The sequence below is a fragment of the Oceanispirochaeta sp. M1 genome, from assembly GCF_003346715.1.
Classification (GTDB): Bacteria; Spirochaetota; Spirochaetia; order DSM-2461; family DSM-2461; genus Oceanispirochaeta.
Genome location: NZ_QQPQ01000020.1, coordinates 1 through 14578, shown reverse-complemented (window position 1 = coordinate 14578; position 14578 = coordinate 1). Strand labels below are relative to the sequence as shown.

General features: G+C 41.8%; 14 protein-coding genes. 11 read left to right on the top strand and 3 right to left on the bottom strand.

The window, feature by feature from the left end; all coding sequences use genetic code 11:
• Window positions 1-124: 124 nt before the first annotated feature.
• Window positions 125-871, bottom strand: a complete 747-nt coding sequence (locus tag DV872_RS14880; RefSeq protein WP_114630745.1) for a biotin--[acetyl-CoA-carboxylase] ligase — start codon at window positions 869-871, stop codon at window positions 125-127.
• 104 nt (window positions 872-975) lie between these two features.
• Here DV872_RS14880 and DV872_RS14875 point away from each other — a divergent pair, with 104 nt between their 5' ends.
• The 7 genes from DV872_RS14875 (at window position 976) to DV872_RS14845 (ending at window position 8181) form a co-directional block, all read left to right on the top strand.
• Window positions 976-1587 (top strand): ankyrin repeat domain-containing protein, encoded by a 612-nt coding sequence (locus DV872_RS14875; protein ID WP_158546990.1) that lies wholly within the window; start codon window positions 976-978, stop codon window positions 1585-1587.
• 91 nt (window positions 1588-1678) lie between these two features.
• Window positions 1679-2152 carry an arginine repressor gene (locus DV872_RS14870; protein ID WP_114630743.1) on the top strand — a complete coding sequence of 158 codons (474 nt, stop codon included), beginning with the start codon at window positions 1679-1681 and terminating at the stop codon, window positions 2150-2152.
• Window positions 2152-3189: an N-acetyl-gamma-glutamyl-phosphate reductase gene (gene argC / locus DV872_RS14865; RefSeq protein WP_114630742.1), complete on the top strand. Its 1038-nt coding sequence runs from the start codon at window positions 2152-2154 to the stop codon at window positions 3187-3189. The genes DV872_RS14870 and argC overlap by 1 nt, the downstream gene beginning before the upstream one ends.
• Window positions 3189-3992: an acetylglutamate kinase gene (gene argB / locus DV872_RS14860; RefSeq protein ID WP_114630741.1), complete on the top strand. Its 804-nt coding sequence runs from the start codon at window positions 3189-3191 to the stop codon at window positions 3990-3992. The genes argC and argB overlap by 1 nt, the downstream gene beginning before the upstream one ends.
• Before the next feature lie 2 nt (window positions 3993-3994).
• The gene (locus tag DV872_RS14855) at window positions 3995-5209 is read left to right on the top strand and encodes an aspartate aminotransferase family protein (protein WP_230391496.1); all 1215 of its coding nucleotides are present in this window, start codon (window positions 3995-3997) and stop codon (window positions 5207-5209) included.
• Window positions 5206-6480 carry an argininosuccinate synthase gene (locus DV872_RS14850; protein WP_114630740.1) on the top strand — a complete coding sequence of 425 codons (1275 nt, stop codon included), beginning with the start codon at window positions 5206-5208 and terminating at the stop codon, window positions 6478-6480. The genes DV872_RS14855 and DV872_RS14850 overlap by 4 nt, the downstream gene beginning before the upstream one ends.
• Window positions 6481-6609: 129 nt before the next feature.
• Window positions 6610-8181, top strand: a complete 1572-nt coding sequence (locus tag DV872_RS14845; RefSeq protein WP_171832110.1) for a glucose-6-phosphate isomerase — start codon at window positions 6610-6612, stop codon at window positions 8179-8181.
• A gap of 121 nt (window positions 8182-8302) precedes the next feature.
• Here the strand turns inward: DV872_RS14845 and DV872_RS14840 are convergent, their stop codons facing one another.
• The gene (locus DV872_RS14840; protein ID WP_114630739.1) at window positions 8303-9631 is read right to left on the bottom strand and encodes an ATP-dependent 6-phosphofructokinase; all 1329 of its coding nucleotides are present in this window, start codon (window positions 9629-9631) and stop codon (window positions 8303-8305) included.
• A gap of 189 nt (window positions 9632-9820) precedes the next feature.
• Between DV872_RS14840 and DV872_RS14835 the strand changes: the two genes are divergently transcribed.
• The 3 genes from DV872_RS14835 to DV872_RS14825 are packed head-to-tail and all read left to right on the top strand — an operon-like array spanning window position 9821 to window position 12763.
• Window positions 9821-10990 (top strand): peptidase dimerization domain-containing protein, encoded by a 1170-nt coding sequence (locus tag DV872_RS14835; protein ID WP_114630738.1) that lies wholly within the window; start codon window positions 9821-9823, stop codon window positions 10988-10990.
• Window positions 10980-11954, top strand: a complete 975-nt coding sequence (locus tag DV872_RS14830) for a glucosyl-3-phosphoglycerate synthase (RefSeq protein ID WP_114630737.1) — start codon at window positions 10980-10982, stop codon at window positions 11952-11954. The genes DV872_RS14835 and DV872_RS14830 overlap by 11 nt, the downstream gene beginning before the upstream one ends.
• On the top strand, window positions 11954-12763 hold the full coding sequence (locus DV872_RS14825) for an ABC transporter ATP-binding protein (protein WP_114630736.1): 810 nt from the start codon (window positions 11954-11956) through the stop codon (window positions 12761-12763). The genes DV872_RS14830 and DV872_RS14825 overlap by 1 nt, the downstream gene beginning before the upstream one ends.
• A 32-nt stretch (window positions 12764-12795) precedes the next feature.
• Here DV872_RS14825 and DV872_RS14820 read toward each other — a convergent pair whose 3' ends face one another.
• Window positions 12796-13272: a septum formation initiator family protein gene (locus DV872_RS14820; RefSeq protein WP_114630735.1), complete on the bottom strand. Its 477-nt coding sequence runs from the start codon at window positions 13270-13272 to the stop codon at window positions 12796-12798.
• A 109-nt stretch (window positions 13273-13381) separates the two neighbouring features.
• On the opposite strand from DV872_RS14820, the gene DV872_RS14815 reads away from it, so the two are divergent.
• Window positions 13382-14578: hypothetical protein (locus DV872_RS14815; RefSeq protein ID WP_147283179.1), on the top strand; the 1197-nt coding region annotated here is incomplete at its 3' end.

Genomic DNA, 14578 nt, shown 5'->3' with positions numbered 1-14578 from the left:
TAATTCTCTCCCTAATTTCAGGTAATTTGATTTTTTTTATCTAAGAAGACTTAAAATCTTCAGATGTAAGATACTCATTCTATTTCGTTTCATCAAGAAATATTTTGCTAATTAATAAGGAAAACTATTTAAAAGCAGTGAAGCGTATTTCCCCGGCGCTGATTTGCCTGAGATTACCATCGGGTAGTTCCCTGACTATAAGAAATCCATCATCACTGAGATCCACTATCCTGAGTCTGGTAATTGTCTCATTTTCCGGAGGACCCTCGCAGACAGAAACTTCTTCATCTTTTTTATATAACAAAGAAAGAGCATCTTCCTTCCATTCAGAATTCTCAAGCCTCTTTTTAAGTACCATAAGGAATCCTTCAAGTATCTCAGGGGGGCTGCAGGAGCTGACCCCTTGTAGGCTCAGAGATGTTGTCTTTCCTGATATTTCTGCTGCAAACTCCTTCTGCTCACAGTTTATTCCCATTCCAAGGAGAAAATGACCTCCCCGGTATTCACAGAGAATACCGGCAATTTTTTTTTCATCCACCAGAACATCGTTGGGCCACTTCAGTACTGCATCAAGATTATGGGTTTCTCTCAGATATTCGCAAAGAGCAAGTCCGCAGATAAGGGGGATACGAAGAAGAGGATGTGATATTTTCTCAGGAGTAAGTATTACTGTAAATAAAAGATTCTTTCCTTTTGTGGAATCCCAGCTCCTCTCGCTGCCCCGCCCTCTGCCCAGGCTCTGAAAATCAGTTATTACAATAGAACCATGCTTAGTATTCTTTAAGGAGGCTGCATCAATCATAGTGGATTCTGTTTCTTCTTTATAATAAACAGCTTCCCCGAAGGGATTATTAAGATCTGTGATATTCATTTTATTATGATTATAGTTATAAGCTGTACATCCGAAAAGCTTGATTATTACGTAAACTTACTTTATATCAGGTATATATGTTTAGAAAGTTCATCCTTTTTATTATGCTAATTTCATCTTTCCCCCTATTTGCAGATGCGGAGAGAGACTTATTCAAGGCTATTGCCGATCAGAATATACAGAGTTTCCATTCATCCCTGGATCAATTGGACGATCCAAATATCTATGACTCCCGGGGAAGGTCAGCTCTTCATCTGGCTATTCTTTATAATAATGACCAGATGGGTGTTGCCCTGGTCAATGCCGGTGCCGGAGCAGATGAGTATGATAATGAAGGCGATTCAATACTCTATCTTGCAGTCCTCAGAGACATGGAACAAACTGCTGCCGCATTAATCAGATCCGGTGCGGATCCTAATTTCATAAATCAATACGGAAACAGTATACTTATAATGGCAATATCCCGAAATATGGAGCTTACTTCTCTTGAACTGGTTAAAAATGGAGCCGAACCCAATACTATTTCATCCGCAGGAGTACCTGCTCTACTGCTTTCTGTGCAGAAGGGGCTGAGGGAAACAGCAGAGGTTCTCGTAAAGCGTGGAGCCGAAGTAAATATAATTGATAAAAGGGGTTACACTCCCCTGATGTATGCAACATGGCGTCAGTATGAAACCCTTAAAGATCTGCTTATAGAGCACGGTGCTGAAGATTAAGAAGAAACTGATTTATTAATCTTGAACAAATACTCAATAGTATGTATATTTATTCATCTATAACGAATATATATTCATACGGTTGAGGGAAATGAACAGTAGAACAGCCAGATTAAAGTCAATAAAACGTATTATAAACGAGTATCATATAACCAGTCAGGAACAGCTTTTAGCCTTTTTACAAAAAGAGGAAGTAAGTGTTACACAGGCTACTCTTTCAAGGGATCTAAAACTGCTTAAGGTGGGAAAGGTCTCCGATGGAAATAACGGATATTATTATACCCTTCCCAGAAACAGAAAAGAGATGGAATCCACTCAGCAGTATCTAAGTGATATAACCAGGGGATTTCTCTCTATCAGCTTCTCAGCTAATCTCTGCATTATGAAAACTCTTGCGGGTCATGCTGATACAGTAGCCATTGCATTGGATAACCTGGAGCTTGATGAGATTCTTGGAACCATCGCAGGTGATGACACAATTCTTATTGTGATGAAAGAAAATCTCAGTTCTCAGCAATTTCTTGCAACAATCAAAAATATCATACCTGAACTGGAGCTGGAATAATGAAAGCCGCTGTACTGGGAGCAACCGGTTATACAGGACAGATCCTGCTGAGGCAACTCAGTACACATCCTGATATTGATCAGATAATTGCTGTATCGTCATCTATTGCAGGATCTTCGGTTATTGATTCAGATTCGGGGCTGCATCCCTCAATCAATAATAAAATGACATTGACTTCAGGTCTTTATGTTTCGGTAAAAGACGCTGCCGCGTTAAAGCCGGAAGTAGTTTTTTCAGCACTTCCCCATCTGGCATCAGCAGTGGTCTGTGATCCCTTTTATAAAGATTCGGTTGTAATAGATCTTTCAGCTGATTTCAGAATTGAAGATCCCCTCCTGTTTGAAAAAGCCTATGGAGAAAAACCGCCCAGAGAGGATCTACTTCCTTCTGCTGTTTTCGGTCTCTCTGAAATATATAAAGATAAGATTCAGACAGCTGATCTCATAGCCAACCCCGGATGCTACCCTACCGCGACTCTTCTTCCACTGATTCCTCTCCTTAAAAAGGGACTTATATCAGGCGGTATTATGGTCAATGCTCTTTCAGGCATTTCCGGGGCAGGAAGGAAAGCAAAAATAGGTAATCTACTTGTTGAACGCTCAGAAAATACCTGTGCCTACTCTCCAGGCACCAGTCACAGACACTCATGGGAAATATTGAAAGAGGCTCAGAAGGCCGACAGCAATACAACGATTCTTTTCGTCCCCCATCTTGTACCGATGAAAAGAGGTATGGCTGTCACAAGCAGCTGTGTTCTCAGCAAAGACATAAGTAACCATGAGATGAAAGCTTTGTACAATGATTTTTACAAAGATAAACCCTTTATTAAAACCGTATTTCCAGCAATACCCGAGACAAAGCAGGTTTGGGGTTCTAACCGCTGTGATATAAGTTGGCATATTGAAGGAAGAAATCTCATACTTTTCTCAGTGATTGACAATCTGATCAAGGGAGCCAGCGGACAGGCTATTCAGAATATGAATATCCGCTTCGGATTTGAAGAGAGTGCCGGTCTAAGACTGCACGGAGAGATCTGATGAAGACAATTGTAATAAAAGCAGGTGGAAAGGCAGCTGAGTCTTCTTCACTGATAACAGAGATGGCTCTGGAAATTAAAAGTCTGATATCAGAGGGTTACAGAATCGTTTTTGTTCATGGCGGTGGTGCGGCTGTCAGTTCAATTCAGAAACAGTATAATCTGGAGCCCCGTTTTATTGATGGAAGAAGGATGACTTCTGTTCCTGAAATGGATCTTGTTGATATGGGCCTTGCGGGTCTGATGAATAAACATCTTGTAAGACTGTTTCAGAAATCCGGCCTCAATGCAGTGGGACTCTCAGGAGCGGACGGCTCTCTTATTATCTCTGAGTCAGCTGAATTTACTGGAAGCGAAGAAAACAGAACAGGAACTGTTAAGGATGTAGATCCTTCCCTGTTGGAAATACTGATGAAAAATAATTTTTTCCCGGTACTATCCTCTGTCAGTACTGATTCTGACGGAAAGGGCATGAACATAAATGCAGATGAAGCCGCTCTTGCAGTAGCCGGAGCGGTCAATGCTGATGATCTGATTTTTATCTCGGATATACCGGGAATTCTTATACAGGGTGCTGTTGTGTCTTCAATGGATGAAAAATACATCGAAGACTCTATCAGTAATGGAGATATTCAGGGAGGAATGATTCCAAAAGTCAGATCTTCTCTGGCAGCTATCCGACAGGGCGTCAAAGAAATACAGATAACTAATTATGAAAACCCCGGAGATCTTGAAAAGATCATAGCCGGAACAAAGGGTACGAGTATTATACTCAGGAACCCTGCGGCCTTGATTAAGGACTAAGCATGAGTGAGAACACAATGACACCATATTTGATACAGAACCCGCCCCTACCAAAGAATTTCGCAGATACTTTCCTGCAGATTGATTATGGAAAAGGCTGCTATTTATATGACAAAGGCGGAAAGGAATACCTGGATTTTGGTTCCGGAATTGCCGTTAATGCCCTGGGATACGGTAGAGAAGATCTGGCGGAGGCCGCCTATAATCAGATGAAAAAACTGATTCATGTATCTAACGTCTATACAACCGAGCCCACAGTACAGCTGGCAGAGACTCTGACAGCTGCCGGTAACTTTGCTGCCGTTCATTTCGGCAGCAGCGGAACTGAGGCCAATGAGGCTGCCCTGAAATACGCAAGGCTCTATGGAAAAAAGATGAAAGGAGATAATGCAATCGGCCTGATCTCTTTCTCATCAGGATTCCATGGCCGAACCATGGGAGCTCTGAGTGTAACGGCGACTGAGAAGTATAAAACTCCTTTCGGCCCCCTGATTCCCGGTTGCACAATTCTACCCTACAATGACCCTGATGCTCTTAAAAGCTTTTCAGATGCTGCTGATACTGCAGCCATCATTGTTGAAGTTGTTCAGGGTGAAGGGGGACTGGTCTCTCTCAGTACTGAGATGATTGAAACTCTTAACAAGTTCTGTGCAGAGAATAATGTAATTCTTATTGCCGATGAAGTTCAGACAGGTCTGGGGAGAACAGGATCTCTTTTCGCTTCAGCCGCCTGCGGTCTCAATGCAGATATAATTACCCTGGCTAAACCTCTTGCTGCCGGCCTTCCCTTGTCAGCAACACTTATTCCAGCCAAAGTAAATGATCTTCTCAGTCCCGGAGATCATGGAACAACCTTCGGTGGAGGTCCCGTGACCTGCCAGGTGGCCCTGAAAGTACTGAAGCATATCAACAATAAAGATTTTTTAGATTCTGTAAGGATAAAAGGACAATTTTTAAGTTCTCTTCTACAGAAAACTATGAAAGAAGAAAACCTAAAGGGATCAGTACTTGGAAAGGGTCTGATGGTAGGACTTCAGCTTGACTCACTAACAGCAGAGAAGATTCCTGCTGTTATGAATGAATGCAGAGAGAATGGATTACTCCTGCTAAGATCAGGGAAAGCAGTTCTGAGAATTGTTCCACCCCTGGTTATCAGTGAAAAAGAACTCCAGGATGGAGTAAAGATATTATTTAAATCAATTAAGGAGATGTTATGAGCGATACAAAGATAAAAAAAATTGCCCTGGCTTATTCCGGCGGACTGGATACTTCAATAATTATTCAGTGGCTGAAAGAAAACTACGACAATGCTGAAGTCATTGCCATCTGTACCAATGTGGGACAGGATGAAGATTGGAAAGGAATGGAACAGAAAGCCCTCAATGCGGGTGCATCCAAATACTTTCTTGCCGATCTGAGGGAAGAACTGACAAAAGACTATATTTATCCAATGGTAAGAGCCGGTGCGATATATGAAGGTCAGTATCTACTGGGAACATCAATTGCACGGCCCATCCAGGCTAAATACCAGGTTGATATTGCCCTTGCTGAAGGCTGTGATGCGTTGTGTCACGGTTGTACAGGAAAGGGTAATGACCAGGTTCGTTTTGAACTGACCTACAAGGCCCTTGCTCCACATCTCAAGGTTATTGCCCCCTGGAGAATATGGGATATCCACTCAAGAGAAGATGCCATTGAGTATGCTGAAAAACGCAATATCAATCTTGGTAAGATATCCAAGAAAAATATCTACTCCAGAGACTGGAATGTATGGCATATGAGTCATGAGGGCGGCGACCTGGAAAATCCCTGGAACAGACCTCAGGAGCAGATGTTTCAGCTGACAACATCCCCCAAAGATGCACCTGATACAGAAGAAGAGATCATTATTGATTTCAAAGAAGGAATTCCTACTGCCGTTAACGGAAAGGAAATGGAAGCTTATGCACTCCTCCAGGAACTTAACAAAAGAGCTGCTGCCCATGGTATCGGCCGTATAGATGTTGTTGAAACAAGACTGGTGGGAATGAAAAGCCGTGGTGTATACGAAACACCCGGTGGAACTCTACTCCACACTGCTCTGAGGGATCTTGAGATGTTTACCATCAATAATGATGCCCTTCATCTTAAACACAAGCTGGCTCTGGACTATGCCGATCTGGTATATGCCGGTAAATGGTACACCACCAGCCGCTATGCCCTGGAAGAATTCATGAAGAAGACTACAGAGTATACAACGGGTTCAGTTAAACTTGTAATGTACAAGGGAAATGTCTTTGTAGCAGGAAGAAAGTCACCCTATGCACTCTACCTGGAAGACCTGGCCTCCTTTGGAGAATCCAGTTACGACCACCATGATGCAGAAGGTTTTATCAATCTCTATGGTCTCTCTACCGGTGTAACAGCCATGGTACAGAACAAACTGCAGGATGATTCCGGACAGGCCCTTCAAATCAAGGCAACTGCCGCATCTTTCCACGACAAATAATCATTAAAGATTACTGAGGGTCTGCTTTCTATGGAGCAGACCCTTTTTTTGTTCAAATCAGCTCAGCTATTGAAGATGCAGGCCAGTCCAATTATATTTAAGGAACCAATAACAGGGGGAATTATGTCTATTCAATATAAAAATCTTGATGCTCTGGAAAGCTATGAAGCACTCCAGGCACGTTCTGAAGATGTCAAACAGAACGCACTGCTAAATCCCGAGGGGATAAAAAAAGCAAATATCAATGCCGGAGGCGGTCTTAAGTACAACTATGCTGCCAAAAGAGTTGATGAAAAACTGATTGATCAGCTTCAGACTCTGGCTGATGATCAGCAGCTTATTGAGAAATATAAAGATCTATTAGCAGGATCCTTTATCAATACCGGTGAGAACCGTATGGTACTCCATCATCTGACCAGAGGGGAACTTGCCGGAACCGTTATGTATAAAGGCAAAAATCAGAGAGAGTTCTATCTGGAACAGCTCAAACGAATCGAAGCCTTTGTTTCGAGGGTTCATGCCGGAGAGATTAAAGGTTCAACGGGAAAGAAATTTGATACTGTTGTTCAGATCGGAATCGGTGGTTCAGACCTAGGTCCCAGAGCCCTCTATCTATCTCTTGAAAATGTATGCACCCCCGTAATGAATGCGGCGTTCATCTCAAATGTAGATCCCGATGATGCTAATGCGGTAATTGCGGCACTGGATCTTGAGACAACTCTTTTTATTCTTGTTTCTAAATCCGGTACTACTCAGGAGACTCTGGCCAACAGAAACTTTGTATTTGAAAAATCAAAGCAGGCTGGTATCAGTGGTTTGGATCCTTCAAAACATATGATTGCAGTTACCAGTGAAACAAGCCCTCTGGCAGGGTCCTCTGATGTTCTTGATTCGTTCTATATGGATGATTTTATCGGAGGCCGTTACTCATGTACCTCTGCTGTGGGTGGTGCAGTCCTCTCTCTGGCCTTTGGATATTCAGTCTTTGATGATATTCTTCAGGGAGCAGCAGAGGCAGATAAACTGGCTCTCAACGGTGATATTCGCTCCAATGCTTCCATGATGGACGCTATGCTGGGTATATTTGAACGTAATGTACTGGGTTATCCCACAACCGCGGTGCTTCCCTACAGCCAGGCTTTGTCCCGATTCCCTGCCCACCTTCAGCAGATGGATATGGAGAGCAACGGAAAGTCTGTAAACAGAGATGCCGGGGATGTAAATTATGCGACAGGACCTATCATTTTCGGTGAACCAGGTACAAATGGTCAGCATTCATTCTACCAGCTTCTGCATCAGGGAACAGATATTGTTCCTCTCCAGTTTATCGGTTTTCTGGATTCACAGATTGATTCCGACCTGGATTATGAGGGCTCTACAAGTCAGCAGAAACTTAAAGCCAACCTTGTTGCTCAGATTGTAGCCTTTGCCAAGGGCAGTCCCGACAACAATGCAAATAAGAACTTTAAAGGTGGACGGCCCAGTTCTGTAATCATCGGAAAACAGCTTAATGCAAAAGCACTGGGTGCACTTCTGGCTCATTTTGAGAATAAAGTTATGTTTCAGGGGTTTATCTGGAATCTGAACTCCTTTGATCAGGAAGGTGTACAGCTTGGGAAAAAACTGGCCGGACAGGTTCTGGCCGGCGGAGACGACATGGATACAGCTCTGAAAACTTTTTCAGAGATACTTGATATCTAAATTATCATTCCATATTTCTATGGCCTGCATTGGATGGTCATGGTTTCAGGGATAATAAAAAAGACCGGAAAAGCCCTGCTTTCCGGTCTTTTTATGGCCCTTTTAAGAGCATGGGAATTACCTATTTCTTTTTTTCATCTTTCATAACGATAGGTTGGTAAGTTGCCTCCAAAACATCACGCCAGAGAGGACTCTCCGGATCTACCTGATTCTTTTCATGTACGGCCATCTGTGTAGGTACATGAACAAAGCAATTGTTCCATTCGGAAACAAGCATACCAGTCTTACCTGCCATAGCCGCATGCACAGCATTGGCTCCCAGCCTGGCACAGTACAGTGAGTCATTTGGATTAGCTCTTGAAGCACGGATCATATAACTGGGATCGATATATTTAAGACTGGCATTCATATTAATATCTTTGAAGTACTTAATGATTTGATCCTTAAGAAAGAGACCAATATCTGCCATTTTTTTATTACCGCTGGGATCCTTCTCATTCGTTGCCGCAAGAAGTTCCTGTCCGGCACCCTCGGCGACAAGAATCACTGCATGCCCCCGATTCCTAAGTCTTTTTTCAAGTTGCCTCAAAAGCCCATTTTCACCTTCAAGATCAAAAGGGACTTCAGGAATAAGGCAGAAGTTTACATCACTTGTTGCCAATGTAGTGTGAGCCGCAATAAATCCGGCTTCACGGCCCATAACCTTCACAAGACCCATTCCATTCATAGCTGATTTTGCTTCAACATGTGCCGCATGCACAGCAGTCTCAGCCTTTGAGACTGCCGTATCAAAACCGAATGATTTATCAGTAAACTTAAGGTCGTTATCAACAGTTTTCGGAATACCTACAACTGCAATTTTCAGACCCCGTTTCTTAATTTCCTCTGTAACTTCCAATGCACATCTCTGTGTTCCGTCACCACCTATGGTAAAGAGCATATTCATATTGAGCTGTTCCAGGGCATCTACAATTTTAGTAACATCAGAACCACCGCGGGCGGATCCAAGAATCGTTCCACCCATATTATGAATATCATCTACGACATCAGGATTAAGAGTCATAGTCGGAAGATTCTCTTCCGGCATAAAACCTACAAAACCATAGCGTACTCCAGAGATACGGCGTACACCGTATCTCTGCCATAGAGTACGAACTATGGCGCGGATAACACCATTCAGACCGGGACAGAGTCCTCCACAAGTAACAATTCCAGCATGGACATGGCCTGGGTTAAAAAAAATCTTTGCCCTGGGACCTGACATTTCAAGGGCAAACTCATGAATATTCTTTTTTTCCTGATTTTCACCTTTAATAACAGAATGCAGAACATATTGTTCATCATTCACAAAGTTGGCGATACTATCACCGTGTATATTAGAAAAAGGCATGGGAGAAGGAATTTTACATTCTCCCAGAGTCTTTATTCTGAAATCAAAACTACCACTCACTTGATCCCTCCGAAATTTCTTTTATTTACAGTCATTTATATTCTATTAAAAATAGCATGAGTATACAATCTTTTCTTTATAAAAGGATTATTAGGTAACAAAAGGATATTTATGATCTAAACTCATTGATAAATAGCGCTCATTCTCTATAATTAAGATAGATTAGCAACGCAAATATCAGGAAAAAAAATGGATAAAAGCTGCAACGAAATTCTGGAAAGACTTCCCGAGTATGAAGAAGCTGTTGAAAAAATAAAAGAGACGCTTTTAACAAATCTTATCATGATCAGTGAGATTCCCGCTCCTACCTTTGAAGAACAGGACAGGAATAATTTTCTTCTGAACCGCTTTACAGAGTATAATCTTCTAAATTGTTCTTCCGATGAAAAAGGCAATGCTCTGGGGATTATTCCGGGTAAGTCAAGGGATAGCAATATTCTTGTTATTGCCCATATGGATACAATCTTCCCCTCCAGTATTGACCATACGATTACGGTTCAGCCTGATAAGGTTATCGGTCCCGGTGTCGGTGATAATGGACTGGGACTCGCCACCCTCGCCACCCTCCCGATGATTCTTGATAAACTTGGAATCGAATTTGAATCGAACCTGATCCTGATGGGATCTTCCAAAAGCCTCGGTAACGGTGATATCGAAGGTCTGCGCTTCTTCATGGATAATTTTAAGAAACCCATTACCGCAGGTATATGCCTGGAAGGTGTAAAACTGGGACGCCTCAGCTACTCTTCAATAGGTATGCTCAGGGGTGAACTGAACTACGAAGTTCCTGAAGAGTATGACTGGACCCGGTTCAACTCTGTTGGTGCGATTGTAAATATGAATGAGATGATCAACAAGATTCTTGAGATTCCCCTACCCCGCAAACCTAAAACCAGCATAGTGCTTGGTTCTATAAGGGGAGGAACATCTTATAATACGATTCCTACCAAGGCTTCTCTGAAATTTGAAGTCCGCAGTGAATCTGAAGAAATGGTAGAAGATCTTGCAGTAAGAATACGTTCCCTTGCAGATGAAATGACTTCAATGACCGGTGCCATGGTCAATTTCATTGAGATGGCCAGAAGGCGTCCGGGAGGTACACAATTCTCTCATTCTCTGAATAAGACCAGTCGTGCCATCCTTGAACGTCTGGGAGTAACTCCAAGGCTCTCTCCCAGTACATCTGAAGTTTCGGCATTTATAGATAAGAATATTCCTGCAGTAACCATAGGCCTTACTGACGGTGAACACCTGGGCGAAATGGATGAGATGATACAGATAGAACCGATGAAGAAGGGGATCGCCCAGCTTATAGCCCTTCTTCAGGCAGTAGACAAGGGGTATTGTAATGAAGATTAATAATTGGCTTAAAGACAACACTTACCATCATTCCAACTTTGAAGATCTTAAAGAGCTGATTGATGAAAAAGAGAAACAGGGACTGACAATTTCCCTGTGTATTCCTACACTTAACGAGGAAAAGACAATCGGTAAAGAGGTCATAATGTTCAAGTCAGAACTTATGAACCGCTATCCTCTTCTGGATGAAATTGCCGTAATCGATTCTGGTTCAAAAGACAGGACTCTTGAAACTGCAGCCTCCTTCGGTGCAGATACATATCTTGCCTCGGATATTCTCCCGGATCTTGAACCCATGAGGGGAAAAGGTGAGAATCTCTGGAAGGCCATATATCAGCTTAAGGGTGACATTATTGTCTATATCGATGCTGATATTAAAAATATTCATCCCCGTTTTGTATACGGGATGGTAGGCCCTCTGATAAAACGACCTGAAGTTCAGTATGTAAAAGCATTCTACGATCGCCCTCTGGCCTTTTCAGACAGTATACGACCATCCGGTGGCGGACGTGTAACTGAAATTTTAACACGTCCCCTATTCTCATTGTTTTTTCCAGAACTAACCGCTATAATTCAGCCGCTTTCAGGAGAGTATGCAGTAAGGAGAGAGGTACTGGACAGTATTCCTTTTCCAATCGGCTATGGTGTGGAAACATCCCATCTTCTGGATGTGTATCAAAAATTCGGTATGAGTGCTTTCGCCCAGACGGACCTTGATCAGAGAGTACACAGAAATCAGACCACCAGAGCTTTGGGAAAAATGTCTTTTGGAATACTTCAGACATTTCTTAACAGACTGGTTCAGTACGGAATGCTTCAGAAATTTGATGAATTACCCACTGTGTTCAGACAATTTCAGGTTAAAGATGAAATATTCGAGACTGTAGAGTTCAATATTCCTGAAGCCGAACGGCCCCCCATGAACACCATACCGGAGTATATAAAACTTAAACGGGGAAAATAATGAGCGGATCCATCGAGCTGATGAATGTGAACTTCGGCTATGAAGAATCAGAAACTGATATATTCAGTAATATGAACTTAAGTCTTCCAGGCGGAGTCACAACTCTTATCGGACAAAACGGAACAGGAAAGAGTACATTACTCCTTCTAGCTGGAGGACGGCTGATGCCTGATACGGGAGATGTTCTGATAAACGGAATGAATTCCAGGCAGATCAGTGATGAAGCTGTACGAAGCAAAATCGTTTCCATGATTTATCAGAACATGGAATTTGAGACTGAAGATTCAGTAGAATCTCTTCTTTATTATGTTTATGAACAGAATAAAGAGAGTGCAGACGGCCTTGTCGAGGAAATTATTAAGGTTTTCGGTCTGAAGGAGAGTCTTGGTAAAAAATTCCAGGAAAACAGTAAGGGAGATATGCAGAAAATCTGTGTCGCCTTCAGCCTGTTATATGGCTCACCCTACATCATGATGGATGAACCTGTATTTGCGCTGGAGTATAAATGGAAAGAGACTATTCTTGAATATATAATAGAATTCAGCCGCAGACGGAATGTTGCTGTCTACTACTCTATCCATGAACTGGATCTTTCTCAGAAGTATTCTGACAATACTCTGCTCTTCAATAAGGATCATTCCATCAGTATGGGACCTTCTTCCACTGTCTTGAGCAGGGAGCTCCTTGAAGAGGCCTATCAGGTACCAATGGAGCTTCTCTATCAGAGAGAATCTCTTTTCAGGGATCATCTGACAAAGCCTGTGGATACAGATTCCCTTTCCGGTCAGAATGTTAAGATTATTGACTAATAAAAATATTGATTGAACAAGACCGGCGGAATTTAAACTGCCGGTCCTTTTTTTCTTTTAAGCAGATAATTAAGAATTTGTCCTGCTGAAAAAATAATAAAAGTCAGCCATTTGATGCCTAGACCGGATGAGCTTTCAATATTATCCAGATGCAGTATTTTACCCACATCAAGCTGTGAACTGCTGATTCCGCTCAGGTTTACAAAAAGCATCTTTTCACGATCCTGAATATATCCAAGATTCCTTGATTGAATAGCGATACGCTCTGGATCAGAACTGAGTGAAACCAGATCTTCATTTAACTGTTGATTGATGTTGCTGAGTTCAGCAAGATTATATTCCAGCATCGTTTTCCGTACTTCCATTTCATGAACTGCATTAAGTCCGGTACTACCCCAGAGAATGCTGTAAATCGAGTAAAATAACAAAGCTGTAATAAGAGGCCAATAATAATTCAGGTTCTTCATCTTATTTGATTTACGGATATTCTTTAAAAAGCTTAACACCATAAATGCATAATCTGTTAAAATGCTTTAAAATGATTGTTAGATTCAACTTTATCAACTGGGTTTCCGATAATTCATTAAAGGTTTATTATTCTGGATACAGGAGCAGTAGATGGCCAGGGAAATAGATAACAATAATATTGAACTTGAAAATTATGGTACATGGGTCAAAAAAGACCTCAGTGATGCATCAATTAAATCTGAATCTGTTGCTATAGAAGAAGAAAGTCTTGATGATCTGAACTTTGATGACCTTGATATCAGTGACGGCAATGAAGATGATTTCAGTCTTAATGAAACTCCTATTGAAGATCTCGACAATGAGGTCTTTTCCGGTGATTTCAATGATGAACTGATTGATTCTGATGAGGAATATGAGCTACCGGATCTTGATGATTTCGGAGATGATCTCATTTCTCCTGAGGAAGAGGACGAGCTTATTTCCATGTCAGAAGATAATTGGTCTCCCGAAGATCATGATGATCTTGATGACGCACCATGGGATGAAACGGATGAACAGATGGATCTTGATGAAAATGACCTACAGGCGGCAGATGATTTCATGCCTTCCAATAATATAGATATTTCTGATCTTAATGACAGTCCCGAACCTGAAGTATCTGTCAACTCAGCGGCAGCACTCTCACTTGTTGAAAAACAAACTGAACTTCTTACAAAGATTGAAAAAGATCTCTCTTCAATAAAAGAAGAGATTTTCGATATTAGAAAACAACTTGATTTAGGAACGAAATCTGTTCAGACCGCTACTGATGAAGAAGAAGATAATCAGAACGGTGGTTTTTTTGACGAAGACGATGATGAGTCAATTGTTCTTACGGGTGATGAGCTTGATAATATTTTCAATACTGCCGAGATGACAGTTGAAGAAATTAAGAATAATGATCTAGAACAGGAAGATCCTGGTCTTTCCATGTTATCTGAAGCTGATGAAGCACCCCGGGAAGATACAGCAGAACTTAGCATTGATGATTTCTCTCTGGAAACTGAAGAATTAAGCTTGGACGACGATCTGTCACTGGATACTGAAGAGTTAAGTCTCGAAGATGATCTGTCACTGGATACTGAAGAGTTAAGTCTCGAAGATGATCTGTCTCTGGATACTGAAGAGTTAAGTCTCGAAGATGATCTGTCTCTGGATAGTGAAGAGCTAAGTCTCGATGACGATCTGTCATTGGATACTGAAGAGTTAAGTCTCGATGACGATCTGTCATTGGATACTGAAGAGTTAAGTCTCGATGACGATCTGTCATTGGATACTGAAGAGTTAAGTCTCGATGACGATCTGTCA

Bases quoted from the DNA above. Each gene is read 5' to 3' on its own strand.
- DV872_RS14825 (WP_114630736.1), top strand. From the start codon at position 11,954: ATGAGCGGATCCATCGAGCTGATGAATGTGAACTTCGGCTATGAAGAA.
- DV872_RS14880 (WP_114630745.1), bottom strand. From the start codon at position 871: ATGAATATCACAGATCTTAATAATCCCTTCGGGGAAGCTGTTTATTAT.
- DV872_RS14835 (WP_114630738.1), top strand. From the start codon at position 9,821: ATGGATAAAAGCTGCAACGAAATTCTGGAAAGACTTCCCGAGTATGAA.
- DV872_RS14855 (WP_230391496.1), top strand. From the start codon at position 3,995: ATGAGTGAGAACACAATGACACCATATTTGATACAGAACCCGCCCCTA.
- DV872_RS14820 (WP_114630735.1), bottom strand. From the start codon at position 13,272: ATGGTGTTAAGCTTTTTAAAGAATATCCGTAAATCAAATAAGATGAAG.
- DV872_RS14850 (WP_114630740.1), top strand. From the start codon at position 5,206: ATGAGCGATACAAAGATAAAAAAAATTGCCCTGGCTTATTCCGGCGGA.
- DV872_RS14875 (WP_158546990.1), top strand. From the start codon at position 976: ATGCTAATTTCATCTTTCCCCCTATTTGCAGATGCGGAGAGAGACTTA.
- argC (WP_114630742.1), top strand. From the start codon at position 2,152: ATGAAAGCCGCTGTACTGGGAGCAACCGGTTATACAGGACAGATCCTG.
- argB (WP_114630741.1), top strand. From the start codon at position 3,189: ATGAAGACAATTGTAATAAAAGCAGGTGGAAAGGCAGCTGAGTCTTCT.
- DV872_RS14870 (WP_114630743.1), top strand. From the start codon at position 1,679: ATGAACAGTAGAACAGCCAGATTAAAGTCAATAAAACGTATTATAAAC.
- DV872_RS14830 (WP_114630737.1), top strand. From the start codon at position 10,980: ATGAAGATTAATAATTGGCTTAAAGACAACACTTACCATCATTCCAAC.